Consider the following 16,249-nt stretch of genomic DNA (forward strand, 5'->3'; position numbering starts at 1 on the left):
GCAAGTTTGCAGCGATGGTCTGCGATACCCCATGCGGGACTTAACGTTCGCAAGCTTGCACCGTAAATTTTCATCGCTTCACGTCTGGAAAGAAAAATGAACACCAGCGCTGGGCACCGGCTGGCTGATGCCCCCCTTAAGACAACTCAAATTACGCCATTGAGACTGTCTTTGCGGGGAACGTCGGGGATGTCGAGCCTATTGAAGATAACTGGCATTTAGCGGAGAACGGCAGCGAACGTGCAGGCATTTTTAACACTGAAAAAATCGACGGGAACATCTGCCCGTCATCTCGGTCGGCTACAAGGAGAGATGAATGCGACGTACGTCAGAAGCGTGCAAAAACGCGACATTTTTAGTTGATCTCAGGCCCCTCACGCCCTAAAGTTCGCGCCGAACGTCCATGCTGGAAACGATCCATCCGGCTCAAGTACTGACGACGAGACAGCAAGGCCAAGGGAAAGCTGCACATCCCATGGCCTTTTTGCTTTCGGCGACATGCCTTGGGAAGTAGGCGAACCAAAGTGGGGATACGGAGGGCGTTCATTTGCACCCATTGATTTTTCGAGTTTGCCCATAGGAGCTCCCAGATGTCGATCCAGGTCGAAGACTATTTCGCGCGCGCTACATTCGACAAAATGAAGGCGTTTGCCGACAAACAGGAAACCCCGTTCGTGGTGATCGACACCGCGATGATCAGCCAGGCCTACGATGACCTGCGCGCCGGTTTCGAATTCGCCAAGGTCTACTACGCGGTCAAGGCCAACCCGGCCGTCGAGATCATCGACCTGCTCAAAGAGAAAGGTTCGAGCTTCGACATCGCCTCCATCTATGAGCTGGACAAAGTGATGGATCGCGGCGTCAGCGCCGACCGTATCAGCTACGGCAACACCATCAAGAAATCCAAGGACATCCGCTACTTCTACGAGAAGGGCGTGCGTCTGTTCTCCACCGACTCCGAAGCCGACCTGCGCAACATCGCCAAGGCTGCACCGGGTTCGAAAGTCTATGTGCGCATCCTCACCGAAGGCTCGACCACGGCTGACTGGCCGCTGTCGCGCAAATTCGGCTGCCAGACCGACATGGCCATGGACCTGCTGATCCTCGCCCGCGACCTCGGTCTGGTGCCTTACGGCATCTCGTTCCACGTTGGCTCGCAGCAACGCGACATCAGCGTCTGGGACGCAGCGATCGCCAAGGTCAAAGTAATCTTCGAGCGTCTGAAAGAAGAAGACGGCATCCACCTGAAGCTGATCAACATGGGCGGTGGCTTCCCGGCCAACTACATCACCCGCACCAACAGCCTGGAAACCTACGCCGAAGAAATCATCCGCTTCCTGAAAGAAGACTTCGGAGATGACTTGCCGGAAATCATTCTCGAGCCGGGCCGTTCGTTGATCGCCAACGCCGGCATTCTGGTCAGCGAAGTGGTATTGGTTGCACGCAAGTCGCGCACTGCCGTTGAACGTTGGGTTTACACCGATGTGGGCAAGTTTTCCGGCCTGATCGAAACCATGGACGAAGCGATCAAGTTCCCGATCTGGACCGAGAAGAAAGGCGAGATGGAGGAAGTCGTGATCGCCGGCCCTACCTGCGACAGCGCCGACATCATGTACGAGAACTACAAGTACGGTCTGCCGCTGAACCTGGCGATTGGTGATCGTCTTTACTGGTTGTCGACCGGTGCGTACACCACCAGTTACAGCGCGGTTGAGTTCAATGGCTTCCCGCCGTTGAAGTCGTTTTACGTGTAAGAGCAGCTGCGAGTTTCAAGCTGCTAGCTGCAAGTGAAAAGCCCATGACGTGTCATGGGCTTTTTTTGTGTCTGTGCTTTGAGATTTGTGGTGTGCTTTCGATCTATCCCCCTCACCCCAGCCCTCTCCCCCAAGGGGGCGAGGGGGAAAGGGAGCAGATCGGGGGCTTTTCAAAACCTGAGGTCGACTGGATATCTCAGGTCGGTGTACCTGGAACATCCAACTCGGTCAGTCCCCTCTCCCTCTGGGAGAGGGTTAGGGTGAGGGCTATTGGCACCGAAGCGCGAACCGAGCAGCCATCCCCTGAATCCTGGGATCTGTCGCACCTGACAGCGTCTGACTCGCCACCCGCAGAAAATTCAGATTGCCGCCGGCCAAAGCTTTCTCAAGCCAATCCACCGCCTGATCAATCCGCCCCTCATCCGCTAAAACTGCAGCGAAACTGAACTGCCCGCGAAAATCCCCGCCCTCAGCCGAACGCCGATACCAGTCGCGCGCTGCTGATAGATCCGCCGGGCACACCTGCCCTTCCTCCAGATACCGCCCCAGCAGATTCATCGATTTCGCATGGCCCAATTCAGCCGCACGCCGATACAACGCCAGCGCCTGCAGATGATCCACTGCAACACCCCGCCCGGTCGCCAGCAGATTGGCGAGGTTGTACATCGCCCAATCCAACCCGGCCTCCGCTGCAATCCGGTAGTGCTGCGCGGCAATCGCCGCATCTGCCGAACAACCCCAGCCGTGCTCGTGGCAGCGCCCGAGCATGTTGCGCGCCATCAAATGCCCGCGCCCGGCGGCGATACCGAACCAGCGCAGCGCCAACGGTTGATCCTGTGCGATGCCCTGGCCGTCCAGAAGAATTTGCCCAAGCAAGGCCTGCGCTTCAGCCTCGCCCTCACCCGCCGCAAGCAAAATTGCCTGCGCCGCGCGTGCCGGGCTTTCTACAAGCATAGCGCTGAGTTGTTCGCCGCTGAGGACTTCCTCGCGACGCAATCGGAAACTCATACCTCAACCCAGCGCCGCAGCAGGTTGTGATACGTACCGGTGAGGCGAATCAGCGAAGGATGATCAGGCATGTCGCTGGTGAGCTGCTGAATCGCACCATCCATCTCGAACAGCAACGCGCGCTGGCTGTCTTCGCGTACCAGACTTTGCGTCCAGAAGAACGACGCATAACGCGCACCGCGAGTGACCGCGTTAACCTTGTGCAGGCTGGTGCCGGGGTACAAAACCATATCACCGGCCGGCAGTTTCACCTGTTGCGTGCCGAAGGTGTCCTGGATCTCCAGCTCGCCGCCGTCGTAATCCTCAGGTTCGCTGAAGAACAGCGTCGCCGAAAGATCGGTGCGCACCCGTTCGATGCTGCCCTTGGGTTGGCGCACGGCGTTGTCGATGTGGAAATCGAAACTGCCACCGGCGGTGTAACAGTTCACTAACGGCGGGAAGACTTTGTGCGGCAGCGCGGCGGACATGAACAGCGGATTTTTCCACAGCCGTTCAAGCATCGCTGCACCGATTTCCTTCGCCAGCGGATGGCCTTCGGGCAGTTGCAGATTGTGCTTGGCCTTGGCTGATTGAAACCCCGCTGTGATCTTGCCATCGGCCCAATCGGCCTGCTCCAACGCCTGGCGAATGCGCTGCACTTCGTCTTTCGCGAACAGTGCGGGGATATGCAGCAGCATGGCGATGTCACCTGATGGCAAAGAGGCGGCAATGGTATTGATTCTTATTGGCCGTGTAAAACCCGATAGACGAATGAACTGGCAAAAACCGTAAGGTTAAATTGTAAAGAATGTAAATTCAGTGCGAATAACAATGTTTCGCAATTGATACGAATACCTGTTTACCCTATATTCCGCCGCCTCAAATCCTTGGGGAGGGGAATAAAAATGGCACGTCAATACGCACAATTACCGGTCAGTTCACCACGTCTGCTCGCCTCTGCAATCGGTGTGGCAATCACCGCCGGCTCCGCTGGCCAGATGGTCTTCGCTGCGGAAAAAACCGACAGCAAAGCCGCCGGCAATGCCATCGCCCTGGACGCCACCGCCATCACCGGCGAAGCGCAGGACTCGACGTCCTACCAGGTCGAAAAAGCCTCCTCGCCCAAGTACACCGCGCCGCTGGTCGACACGCCGCGCTCGGTCACCGTTATTCCGCAACAAGTTCTGAAAGATACCGGCGCGCTGAACATGCAGGACGCGCTGCGCACCGTGCCGGGCATCACCTTCGGCGCCGGTGAAGGCGGTAACCCACAGGGCGACCGTCCGTTCATCCGTGGCTTCGACGCCCAGGGCGACACCTACCTCGACGGCGTGCGCGACACTGGTTCGCAGAGCCGCGAGATCTTCGCCGTGGAAAACATTGAAGTCAGCAAGGGCCCGAACTCCGCCATTGGCGGTCGCGGCGCGGCAGGCGGCAGCATCAACCTGGTGAGCAAGAAAGCGCACCTGGGCAACTCGTTCGACGGCGGCTTCACCTACGGCTCCGACCAGACTCAGCGCTACACCCTCGATGGCAACTACCAGTTCAGCGACACCGCCGCCGGCCGTCTGAACCTGATGAGCCACGAGAGCAACGTCGCCGGTCGCGACAAAGTCGATTACGACCGCTGGGGTATCGCACCGTCCTTGGCGTTTGGCCTGGGCACCGACACCCGCGTCAACCTCGATTACTACCATCTCGAAAGCAACGACACCCCGGATTCGGGCGTGCCGTACACCATTCCGGCCGGTGGCTCCGCTGCACGCACCAAGTCCAATCCGGACAAGCCCTACGCCGGCGGTGACCACAGCAATTTCTACGGTCTGGATCGCGATTTCCGCAAGGGCCGCACCGACACCGCGACCTTCGCCATCGAGCATGACCTGAGCGACTCGCTGACGATCAAGAACACCCTGCGTCACGGCACCAGCATGCAGGATTACATCCTGACCCAGCCGGACGACAGCAAGGGCAACGTCAACAATGGCAGCGTCTGGCGTCGGGCGAATACTCGGGTGAGCAACACCGAAACCACCACCAACCAGACTGACCTGTTCGGCAATTTCTACGTCGCGGGCTTCAAAAACAGCTTCTCCACTGGCGTTGAATACACCAGTGAGGAAAGCCAGAAGTCTTCGTACAACGTCAATACCGACACCACGCCGCGCACCAGCGCAGCGACCACTAACTGCAACCCGGGTCTGATCGGCGCAGCCAGCGGCTACAACTGCACCTCGCTGTCGAACCCGAACCCGAACGATCCGTGGAACGGCGCCATTTCGCGCAACTACGCCGGCACCGACACCCAGGCCAACACCTACGCGCTGTATGTGTTCGACACCCTGGAGCTGTCCGAGCAGTGGCTGGTGAACATGGGTCTGCGTTACGACCACTTCGATACCGACTACAAAACCTACAACGCCGCTGGCCGCACCACGTCCAAGGGCGATGACACCAGCGAATTCGTCACCGGTCAGTTTGGCGTCGTCTACAAGCCTGCGGAAAACGGCAGCATCTACGCGTCCTATGCCACCTCGGCCACACCACCGGGCAACACCCTGGGCGAAGGTCAGGAAGGCAACCCGCTGGGCGGCACCCCGGATCGCAGCGGCAACCTGCTGAGCAGCGACATGGAGCCGGAAACCACCAAGAACTATGAAATCGGCACCAAGTGGGATCTGCTCAACGATCGCCTGTCGCTGACCGCTGACATCTTCCGCACCGAGAAAGAAAACGCTCGCGTGCAAGTCGATACTTCGTCGTACGAAAACGCCGGCAAGACCCGCGTGCAAGGTGTCGAACTGTCGGCCAGCGGCAAGATCACCGACAAGTGGCAAGTGTTCGCCGGTTACGCGTTCATGGACAGCGAACAAGTCGACGGCGGCCCGCTGGGCAAGGCCAACGATGGCAACGAATTGCCTAACACGCCGAAGAACAGCGCCAGCCTGTGGACCACTTACCAGGTCACGCCGAAGCTGACCATCGGTGGCGGTGCGTTCTACGTCGACGATGTGTACGGCAGCGTGGCCAACACCACCATGGTCGATTCGTATGTTCGCTACGACGCGATGGCGGCGTACAAGCTGACCAAGAACGTCGACCTGCAACTCAACGTGCAGAACCTGACCAACGAAACCTACTACGACAAAGCCTTCTCGACCCACTTCGCCAACCAGGCGGCGGGCCGTACGGCACTGTTGAGCACCAACTTCCACTTCTGATCCTGTAGGAGCTGCGGCACGCTGCGATCTGTTGATCTTGCTTTTGATTCTGAAAAAAAATCAAAAGATCGCAGCCTTCGGCAACTCCTACAAAAAACAGTGGGCCCCGTTCATTCAATTGAACGGGGCTTTTGTGCGTAAGAAAGAACGCTTCTCGATAACCCACGGCATAATGCGCGCCGTGAAGACAATTTCCGAACGGACGGCGAGTGACGTGTTGAAGAAAACCCTGTTCCAGTTGCACTGGTTTTTTGGCATCACCGCAGGCTTGGTGCTGGCGTTGATGGGCATCACCGGCGCGGCCTATTCGTTCCAGGACGAAATCCTGCGGGCCATGAATCCCTCCGTTCTGCAGGTGGAAAAACAAGTCGCCGGCGTCCTGCCGCCCGTCGAACTGGTCGAGCGCATCGAAGCCACGTCCGGCAAAAAGGTCTCGATGCTTTGGGTCGAAACCGACAGCGGCAACGCCGCGAAAGTGTTCTTCACCCCGCCCAAGGGTGAACGTCGCGGTGAGATGCGCTACTTCGATCCGTACACCGCTGAGTTCATGGGCGACGCGGTCGGCCAGGATTTCTTCGGCCTGATGCTGCAACTGCACCGCTTCCTCGCCATGGGCGACACCGGGCGCAATATCACCGGCGCCTGCACATTGATCCTGTTGTTTTTCTGCCTCTCCGGTTTGTATCTGCGCTGGCCACGTCAGTGGAACAGCTGGCGCGTGTGGCTGACGCTGGACTGGAAGAAAAAGGGCCGCGCCTTCAATTGGGATCTGCATTCGGTGGCGGGCACCTGGTGCCTGTTGGTCTATCTGCTGCTGGCGCTGACCGGGTTATCGTGGTCGTACGAGTGGTACAACAAAGGCCTGACCAAGCTGCTTTCTGATGCGCCACAAAACGAGCGCGTGCGCGGTGGTCGCGGCCCGGCGCCGGAAGGTCCGGCACCAACCGCCGATTACGCAGCAATGTGGAGCAGTATCTACAGCGCGGCCGGCCCGGGACTGGCCGCGTACAACATCCGCATGCCGGCCGTCACAGGCCAACCGGCGACCGTGTTCTACCTGCTCGACAGCTCGCCGCATGATCGCGCACTGAACCAGATCACCCTCGACCCGGCCACCGGCATCGTCAAACGTGTCGATCGTTACGCCGACAAGAGCTTCAAGGCGCAATTGCTGACCAGCATTTATGCGCTGCACGTCGGCAGCTATTTCGGCCTGGTCGGGCGGATCATCATCACCATTGCGGCGGTGTGCATGCCGTTGTTCTTTATCACCGGCTGGCTGCTGTACCTCGATCGTCGGCGCAAGAAAAAGCAGATCAAGGATGCGCGCAAAGGATTCGATCAACCGGCCGCAGATGCTTCTGCGTGGCTGATCGGCTTCGCCAGCCAGAGCGGGTTTGCCGAGCAACTGGCGTGGCAGACCGCCGGGCAATTGCAGGCCGCCGGATTGCCAGTGAAAGTGCAGCCGCTGGCGAATGTCAGCGAACAGGATCTGCGTGAATCGAACAACGCGCTGTTTGTCGTCAGCACCTTCGGCGACGGCGAAGCCCCCGACAGCGCTCGCGGTTTTGAGCGCAAGGTGTTGAGCAAAGCAGCAACCTTCGACAGTCTGAATTACTCGGTGCTCGGCCTCGGTGATCGTCAATATCAGCACTTCTGCGGTTTCGCCAAACGCCTGCACCAATGGTTGGCTGAGCACGGCGGCAAGACATTGTTCGCCCCAGTGGAAGTCGACAGCGGTGATCCGTATGCCCTGCGTCACTGGCAAACCCAACTCGGCCTGCTCACCGGGCAAGCACCGGTCGACACCTGGCAAGCCCCGAGCTACGACAACTGGACGCTGGTCCGCCGCGAACTGATGAACCCGGACAGCAGCGGCGCACCGGTTTATCTGTTGGGCTTAAGCGCACCGAACACCAGCAGTTGGCTGGCCGGTGATCTGGTCGAAATACTGCCGCGCAACTGCCCGTGGGCCATCGAGCATTTCCTTGACGGTCTCGGCATTCGCGGCGAGACCACGGTGAAAATCAACGGCCTCGACGAGCCGCTGGAAGTGGCACTGGCCTCGCGCCAATTGCCTGAGCATCGCGCCCATCTGGTCGGTTTGCATGCGCAATCGCTGGTCGATGCGATGGTGCCGCTGGCCATGCGCGAATACTCGATCGCCTCGATTGCCGCCGACGGCGTGCTGGAGTTGATCGTGCGTCAGGAACAGCATGCCGATGGCACGCTGGGCATCGGTTCTGGCTGGCTGACCGAACACGCGCCGGTGGGCGGCAGCATCAGTTTGCGGGTGCGGCGCAACAGTGGCTTCCACCTGCCGAACGAACCGCTGCCGATGATTCTGCTGGGTAACGGTACCGGTCTGGCCGGGCTGCGCAGTTTGCTCAAGGCGCGGATTGCCGATGGTCAACAGCGCCAGTGGTTGCTGTTTGGCGAGCGCAATCGTGAACACGATTTCCTCTGCCGCGCCGAGCTGGAAGAGTGGTTGATCAATGGTGATCTGGAACGGCTGGATCTGGCGTTTTCGCGGGATCAGGCCGAGAAGGTTTATGTGCAGGATCGCTTGCGTGAGTCGGCTGACGAGTTGAAGAAATGGCTGGCGGACGGGGCGGTGATTTACATTTGTGGCAGTTTGCAGGGGATGGCTTCGGGGGTTGATCAGGTGCTTAACGACATTCTCGGGGCAGCCGAAGTGGAGCGGTTGATTGAGCAGGGTCGATATCGGCGTGATGTCTATTAAAAGCCCCTCACCCTAGCCCTCTCCCAAAGGGAGAGGGGACTGATTGGGGGAGATTCACGCAATACGCCGACCTGAACGTGCTTCACCGAATCCAGAATCGAGAGAGGGTTTTGTACCTGATCTCATAATCAACTCGGTCTTTCAGGTCGATGTACCTCTTCAGACACCTCGGTCGGCCCCCTCTCCCTCCGGGAGAGGGCTGGGGTGAGGGTCAGCCTTTGATCTTCATACCGGCTGCAACTTTTTCTCAAAAACCGCCACCCCATTCAAATCCCGCAACACCACACTCATCTCCCCACTCCCCCCTTCAATATTCACCTCGCCAAAAAACTGAAACCCGGCAAACGGCGAAGTGTTCTGCGCCGGCGGCGCTTTCTCGAAAACCACCTCCGGGCCAAAGGTTTTATCCAGCGGATTAGGCCCAAAGCTCCCGGCATTCAGCGGCCCCGCGACAAACTCCCAGAACGGTTCAAAATCCTGAAACGCCGCGCGATCGGGGTGATAGTGATGCGCCGCGCAGTAATGCACATCCGCCGTGAGGAAGACGAAATTGCGCACATGCTGCGCACGCAAGAATCCGAGCAACTCGGCGATTTCCACCTCGCGCCCCTGCGCCGGTCCCGGGTCACCGTTAGCCACCGCCTCCCAACGCGCGACACCCGGGCTGACCTCGCCATCCGGCACGCCAAGACCAATCGGCATGTCGGCGGCGATGACCTTCCACTGGGCTTTGGATTTCTTCAAACCGCGCTTGAGCCAGTCCAGTTGCTCACGCCCCAGAAACGGTTTCGCCGCGCCGAGGTTGTCGTCATTGGCGCCGCGATAACTGCGCATGTCGAGCACGAACACATCGAGCATCGGCCCATAGCTCAACTTGCGATAAATCCGCCCGCCGCCGTCGGCAGTCTGTAAGCGCATCGGTGAATATTCCAGCCACGCCTTGCGTGCGCGCCCGACCAGGGTGTGGATATCTTTCTCCTGATAACGCTCGTCGAGCTGCTTGCCCGGCGACCAGTTGTTGACCACTTCATGGTCGTCCCACTGCCAGATCTGCGGCACCTCGGCATTGAACCGACGGATGTTTTCGTCCATCAGGTTGTAGCGGTAGTTGCCGCGATAGTCGTCGAGGGTCTGCGCGACTTTGCTCTTAGCTTCAGTGGTGAGGTTGCGCCACACCCGACCGTTTTCGGTGGTCAGTTGAGCAGGCACCGGGCCGTCGGCGTAGATGGTGTCGCCGCTGTGGATAAAGAAGTCCGGCAGGCGCAGACGCATGGCTTCGTAGATGCGCATGCCGCCGATGTCCGGGTTGATGCCGAAACCCTGCCCGACGGTGTCACCGCTCCAGACGAAGCGAATATTGCGCCGCGCCGTCGGAGCGCTGCGCAGATGACCCAGCCACGGTTCACTGGCGACGCCGGATTGCGCGTCCTTGAAATACACCCGATAAAAAATCGCCTGACCGGCCGGCAGCCCAGTGAGCTCGACCCGAGCGGTGAAATCTGTGCGCGCATCGGCCAGCGCCGAGATCACCCGGCGCGGATGGCGAAACTGGCTGCGAGTGTCCCACTCGACCACCATATGCGCCGGGCGATCGCTGCGGCTCCAGATCATCGCGCGGTCGCCTTGCAGGTCGCCGGATTGCACGCCATCGGTCAACTGCGGGCGGTCCTTGACCGAGGCAATCACCGCCGGCGCCAGGCTTGGCATCAGCAGACCGGCGCCGACGACTTGCATGACACGCCGGCGACCGGGGTTGAAATCGCTCATGGTGTTCTCCCTGAAAAAAGGAAAACTTAAGCACGCCTATATGAACTCGCCATGACACCACTAACCATTGTGGGAGCGAGCCTGCTCGCGAAAGCGGTGTGCCAGTCAACCTACATGTCGCTGGCAGATTGCATTCGCGAGCAGGCTCGCTCCCACAGGGGATTTGTGTTGTCGGTCAGGCCTTCGCCGGTTCCAGCGCCAGCTCGACGGCCTCGGGGCGTTTGACCGTCGCATAGACCACAGCGGTCAACAAACTCCCCGCGACAATCGCCAGCAAATACAACAACGCATGATTGATCGCATTCGGAATCGCCAGCACAAACAAGCCACCGTGCGGCGCCATCAGTTTGCAGCCGAAATACATCGACAACGCACCGGTCAACGCACCACCGGCAATGCTCGCCGGAATCACCCGCAACGGGTCTTTCGCGGCAAACGGAATCGCGCCTTCGGAGATAAAGCACAGCCCCAGCACCAGCGCCGCTTTCCCGGCCTCGCGCTCGGTCTGAGCAAACTTGCGCCGCGCAATAAACGTGGCGATGCCCAGGCCAATCGGCGGCACCATCCCGGCGGCCATGGTCGCGGCCATCGGCGCATAACTCTGCGACGCCAGCAGCCCCACCGAGAACGCGTAAGCGGCTTTGTTGATCGGCCCGCCGAGGTCGACGCACATCATGCTGCCGAGCAACACGCCGAGCAGAATCGCGTTGGTGGTGCCCATGCTGTCGAGAAAATGCGTGAGCGCCCCGAGCATGCCAGCAACCGGTTTGCCGACCACGTAAATCATCACCAGCCCGGTAAACAGACTGGCGAACAACGGGATGATCAGAATCGGTTTCAGCGCCTCAAGACTTTGCGGCAAGGCGACATAACGACTGATCGCCTTCGCCGCGTAACCGGCGATAAACCCGGCGACGATGCCGCCGATAAACCCGGCGCCCAAGGTACTGGCAAGCAATCCACCAATCATCCCCGGCGCCAGGCCCGGACGGTCAGCAATCGAATAGGCGATGTAGCCGGCCAGCAACGGCACCATCAATTTGAACGCGGTCTCGCCGCCGATCTGCATTAGCGCAGCGGCCAGCGTGCCTTCCTCCTTGAACGCGGTGATGCCGAACACGAACGACAGCGCAATCATCAAACCACCTGCCACGACCATCGGCAGCATGAAAGACACACCGGTCAGCAGGTGTTTATAGATGCCGGTTTTTTCTTGCTTGGCCGGTGCCTTGCCGTCACTCGCGGCGCTTTCCACAGCACCTTCGGCCAAGGCTTTTTTCAGTGTGGCTTCGGATTGTTTCAACGCAATGCCAGTGCCGCAACGATAGATTTTCTTGCCGGCGAAACGCTCGGTGGCGACTTCGATATCCGCCGCCAGTAACACCACGTCAGCTTCAGCAATCGCCGCTGCGCTCAACGGGGTTTTCGCGCCCACCGAGCCTTGGGTTTCGACTTGCAAGTCATAGCCCAGACGCTTGGCGGTCTGCTGCAGGGCTTCGGCGGCCATGAAGGTGTGGGCGACACCGGTTGGGCACGCGGTAATCGCGACGATGCGTGGCGCACGCGGCGCATCAGCAACCGGTTCAGCCGCGCTGGCGACGTAAACCTCAGCCTCTTCAGCGCCACGACGCAGCACCGCTTCAACATCCTGCAACGCCTGCGCCGGGGCAATCTGGAAAACACGTTTACCGACAAAACGCGTCATGTCGATCGCGCCTGTGGCGACCAGCAAAACCCACTCGGCCGCTGCAATGGTCGCCGCCGACAACTCGCGTTCCGGGTGCGCCGCATCGACCACTTCAACGCTGGTGCTCCAGCCCTGACGCTGCGCCGCCGCATCGAGCAAACGCGCGCACAGCACACTGGTGACCATGCCGTTCGGGCAAGCCGTAACAATGGCTAATTTCATGACAAACCCTCTTATTGTTCTGTCAGGGGACGCACGCGCACGCCCTGTTCGAGCTGCGCCACTTGCGCCACATCGTTGATGCCGAAACCGATCTGGGTCACCGCCATCGCCGCAATCGCGGTGGCGGTGCGCAGGGTTTGCTCAGGCGTGTCGGCGCTGAGCAAACCGTGAAGCATGCCGGCCAGCAACGAATCACCAGCACCGACCGTGCTGGCGACGCTGACCTTCGGTGGCGTGGCGTGCAGTGCCGAGCCGACGCTGAACCAGTTCACGCCGTCAGCACCGTGAGAAATCACCACGTGCTCGACGCCTTGCGCGTGCAAACGCGCCGCTGCTTGCGCTTCCGCCGCGTGCGAAACCACGTCACAACCGAGTGCATCGGCGAGTTCTTCGGTGTTCGGTTTGATCAGCCATGGACTGGCTTTCAAGGCTTCGCGCAATGCTGCGCCGCTGGAGTCGAGAGCGACTTTCAAGCCAAGCTGATTGAGCCGTTCGATCAGTTCACGCAACCACTGCGCCGTGACGCCACGCGGCAAACTGCCGGCGACCACTACGGCATCGTGACCCGGGGCAATCTGCTCCAGACGATCGAGCAACGCCTGCTGTGCAGCCGCATCGACCACTGGCCCCGGGCCGTTGATGTCGGTGATGCGGCCATCCTGTTCGGCGACTTTGATATTGCTGCGCGTCTCGCCCGGCACGCGGATGAATGTGTCGACAAAACCACGCTTGGCGAACAGGGTTTCGAACGCTTGCAGATTGTCTTCGCCGAGAAAGCCGCTGACCGTCAGTTGATGACCAAGGTCGGCCAGCACTTGCGCGACGTTCACCCCTTTGCCGGCAGCGTGGGTGTGCATCTCGTCGCTGCGATTGACCTGACCGGCCTCCAGCCGTGGCAGCTCGACGGTGAGGTCGAGCGCGGGGTTGAGGGTCAGGGTAAGAATCTTGGCCATTACAGGGCCTCCACTAATGCGCGAACTTCGTTGGCGCTGCCCACGGTCAAGGCCTGTTGAGCAAGGGTTTGCGCCTGGGTCAGGCTGAGTTCGCGGATGCGCGCTTTCACTTCAGCAATGCTGCGCCCGGAGACGCTGAGTTCATCGACACCGAGGCCAACCAGTACCGGAACTGCCAACGGATCAGCTGCGAGTTCGCCGCACACGCCGACCCATTTGCCATGGGCATGGGCCGCGCGCACGGTGATGTCGATCAGTTGCAGCACCGCCGGATGCAAACCGTCAGCCTGCGCCGACAGGGTCGGGTGACCACGGTCGATGGCCAGAGTGTATTGGGTGAGGTCGTTGGTGCCGACGCTGAAGAAGTCGACTTCCTTGGCCAGCACCGGCGCGAGCAGAGCGGCGGACGGCACTTCGATCATGATCCCTAGTTGCAGATCGGCGACCGGGATTTCCAGACGCAGACGTTCGGTCATGTCGCGGGCCTGACGCCATTCTTCGACGCTGCCGACCATTGGGAACATGATCCGCAACGGACGGTTGTCCGCCGAACGCAGCAAGGCGCGCAATTGCGCTTCCATGATCTGTGGGCGCTGCAAGGTCAGGCGAATGCCGCGCACACCGAGGAACGGGTTTTCCTCTTTGGCGATCGGCCAATACGGCAGCGGTTTGTCGCCGCCGACATCCAGCGTGCGCACCACCAACGGGCGACCGGCGAGACCGTCAAGCACACGGCGGTATTCGGCTTCTTGCGTGGCCTCATCCGGCGCTTGCGGATGGGCCATGAAAATCAGTTCGGTGCGCAGCAGACCGATGCCTTCGGCGCCCTGCTCCACCGCACTGATCACGCCCGCGCTTTCGCCGATGTTGGCGAACACTTCGACGGCGTGACCGTCAGTGGTGTGTGCCGGTTGGTGGCGTTGTTCGGCGGCAATCTTCAGGCGTTGCTCACGGGTGTCGCGTTCTTCGGCAGCGCGTTGCAGGGTCGCCGCATCGGCGTCGACGTGCAGGCGACCGCGTTGGCCGTCGAGCAGCAACGGCGTGCCCGGCGCCAGCAACAACACCGCGGCGCCAGCGCCAACCAGTGCCGGAATCCCGAGGGCTCGCGCAACGATGGCACTGTGCGCGGTGGCGCCGCCGCGTGCGGTGAGAATCCCCGCGACACGCGCCGGGTCCAGACGCGCGACGTCGGACGGGCCGACCTCGTCCATCACCAGAATGTACGGTTGCTCAGGCTCGCTCGGGGTTTGCACACCACACAGTTGCGCCAGCACGCGCCGGCCGACGTCACGCAGGTCCGCCGCACGCTCGGCGAGCAACGCATCCTGTAGCGATTCCTGTTGTTTGGCCGCCGCTTCGATCACCGCCATCCACGCCGCTTCAGCGCTTTCGCCCTGCTTGAGGCGGGTGTCGACTTCGTCGGTGAGTTCCGGGTCGTCGAGCATCTCCTGATGAGTGATGAAGATTTCGCGGATGGCTTTGGCTTTGCTGCGTTCGATCAAGCCCTGAATGTCGCTGCGCACATCGCTGAGCGCTTGCTTGAGACGTTCGCGCTCAACGGCGGCGGACTCGCCGCGCAGCGGGTAATCGATGGTTTGCTGCACCTGAATATGCGCAGGCCCAATAGCAATGCCCGGTGCTGCCGGGATCGCCTGCAACTGAGCGCCGGACGCCGGAGCGATCAGCACTTCGGCGATGTCGGCGATGACTTCGCGCTGCTGGCTTACGGCTGGCAGCGGCTCCACTTCTTCGCCAAGGCCTTCTTCGATAGCGGCCAAGAGTGCCGGCAAGGCGTCAGCGGCGATGGTCGGTTCAGCGATCAACTCCAGCACCTGACCGCGACGGGCGCCGAGGCTGAGCAGTTTGCTCAAGCTCTTCACCGACACGGCGCTGTCCTGACCATCGACAATGCGCACGCGAATTTCGCCATCAAAACTCTTCGCCAGTTGCGCGAGGATCTTCGCCGGGCGCGCGTGCAAGCCATGGGCGTTAGCCAGGGCAATGCGTGCGCTTGGCCAATCGGCGGGCAACTCACCACCAAGCACTTCGAGAACTTTGCGGCTGCTGGTGGCGCGGCCCAATTCATGGCCGCGACCTTCGATCAGCAACGCACACAAACGTTCGAGCAGCGCTTGGTGCGCTTCGCCAAGACTGGCCAGGCAGAACAGACCACTGAGCGGTTGGCCGAGGTAGCGCATCGGTTTGTCCGGCGTGACGAACGCCAGGCCCGGACGCTTCACGGTTTGCTCGCTGTGCAACCACCACAAACCATCGCCCAACGGCAGCGCTTCGACCTGTTGCAGCACCGCCGAGAAACCGTTGCTCACACAATCGGCCTGACGCAACAGACGTGCGCCACGCCAGACGAGTTCTTCGAAATCATCGGCGGAGACGCCGAGGCCGATCATCTGTGCATCCAGCGCCAGTTCCTGCGGCGCGCCTTGCAGCAGTTTCAGCAGCGCTTCGGGGGAGCTGGCACGACGCAGGGCCTGGCCCAGATCGGTCTCGCCGAGGGCGCGGGTCAGCAGTTGCAGCAGGCGCAGGTGTTCGTCGGATTTGGCGGCGATGCCAATCGCCAGATAAACGGTCTGGCCATCGCCCCAATCCACGCCTTCCGGGAACTGCATCAAGCGCACGCCAGTGGCGAACACCTGATCGCGGGTTTCCGGGGTTCCGTGGGGAATGGCAATACCTTGACCGAGAAAGGTCGAGCCCTGGGCTTCCCGGGCCTGCAATCCGGCGAGGTAGCCGTCGGCGACCAGACCATCGGCCACCAGGTGATTGGCCAGCAGTTGCAGGGCAGCGGGTTTATCCACAGCCGATTGGCCCATGGATATCTGCTCTATAGTGAGCTCGAGCATGCGATCTCCTTTTTGGCGCTATATGAGTGCCAGGTATTGTTTTGGATGGTTTGC

The 16,249-nt window shown here is 60.6% G+C and carries 9 protein-coding genes; 3 read left to right on the top strand and 6 right to left on the bottom strand.

The features are described from left to right. Positions 1-590: 590 nt before the first annotated feature. On the top strand, positions 591-1,754 hold the full coding sequence (locus tag ACI514_RS21170; RefSeq protein ID WP_016986476.1) for a type III PLP-dependent enzyme: 1,164 nt from the start codon (positions 591-593) through the stop codon (positions 1,752-1,754). Positions 1,755-2,021: 267 nt separating this feature from the next. Here the strand turns inward: ACI514_RS21170 and ACI514_RS21175 are convergent, their stop codons facing one another. Together ACI514_RS21175 and ACI514_RS21180 are read right to left on the bottom strand one after the other, a co-directional pair. Continuing rightward, positions 2,022-2,762 carry a tetratricopeptide repeat protein gene (locus ACI514_RS21175; RefSeq protein WP_160055815.1) on the bottom strand — a complete coding sequence of 247 codons (741 nt, stop codon included), beginning with the start codon at positions 2,760-2,762 and terminating at the stop codon, positions 2,022-2,024. After that, entirely contained in the window at positions 2,759-3,439 is a 681-nt protein-coding gene (locus ACI514_RS21180; RefSeq protein ID WP_160055813.1) for a Fe2+-dependent dioxygenase, read from the bottom strand. Before ACI514_RS21180 ends, ACI514_RS21175 begins: the two co-directional genes overlap by 4 nt. 207 nt (positions 3,440-3,646) lie before the next feature. Here ACI514_RS21180 and ACI514_RS21185 point away from each other — a divergent pair, with 207 nt between their 5' ends. Together ACI514_RS21185 and ACI514_RS21190 are read left to right on the top strand one after the other, a co-directional pair. Then, on the top strand, positions 3,647-5,962 hold the full coding sequence (locus tag ACI514_RS21185; protein ID WP_405122312.1) for a TonB-dependent receptor: 2,316 nt from the start codon (positions 3,647-3,649) through the stop codon (positions 5,960-5,962). Between the two features lie 214 nt (positions 5,963-6,176). Beyond that, positions 6,177-8,705, top strand: a complete 2,529-nt coding sequence (locus ACI514_RS21190; RefSeq protein WP_405124235.1) for a PepSY domain-containing protein — start codon at positions 6,177-6,179, stop codon at positions 8,703-8,705. A 225-nt stretch (positions 8,706-8,930) separates the two neighbouring features. Here the strand turns inward: ACI514_RS21190 and ACI514_RS21195 are convergent, their stop codons facing one another. The 4 genes from ACI514_RS21195 to ptsP all read right to left on the bottom strand — a co-directional run bounded on the left by ACI514_RS21195 (position 8,931) and on the right by ptsP (position 16,195). Further along, positions 8,931-10,472, bottom strand: coding sequence for an alkaline phosphatase D family protein (locus tag ACI514_RS21195; RefSeq protein ID WP_405122313.1), 1,542 nt, complete (start codon positions 10,470-10,472; stop codon positions 8,931-8,933). Between the two features lie 175 nt (positions 10,473-10,647). Continuing rightward, positions 10,648-12,381 (bottom strand): PTS fructose-like transporter subunit IIB, encoded by a 1,734-nt coding sequence (locus tag ACI514_RS21200; RefSeq protein WP_405122314.1) that lies wholly within the window; start codon positions 12,379-12,381, stop codon positions 10,648-10,650. A gap of 11 nt (positions 12,382-12,392) precedes the next feature. Next, positions 12,393-13,334 (bottom strand): 1-phosphofructokinase, encoded by a 942-nt coding sequence (gene pfkB, locus ACI514_RS21205; protein ID WP_160055805.1) that lies wholly within the window; start codon positions 13,332-13,334, stop codon positions 12,393-12,395. Continuing rightward, on the bottom strand, positions 13,334-16,195 hold the full coding sequence (gene ptsP, locus ACI514_RS21210; protein ID WP_405122315.1) for a phosphoenolpyruvate--protein phosphotransferase: 2,862 nt from the start codon (positions 16,193-16,195) through the stop codon (positions 13,334-13,336). Before ptsP ends, pfkB begins: the two co-directional genes overlap by 1 nt. Positions 16,196-16,249: the final 54 nt, after the last annotated feature.

This window comes from Pseudomonas sp. M20 (assembly GCF_045037865.1).
GTDB lineage: Bacteria > Pseudomonadota > Gammaproteobacteria > Pseudomonadales > Pseudomonadaceae > Aquipseudomonas.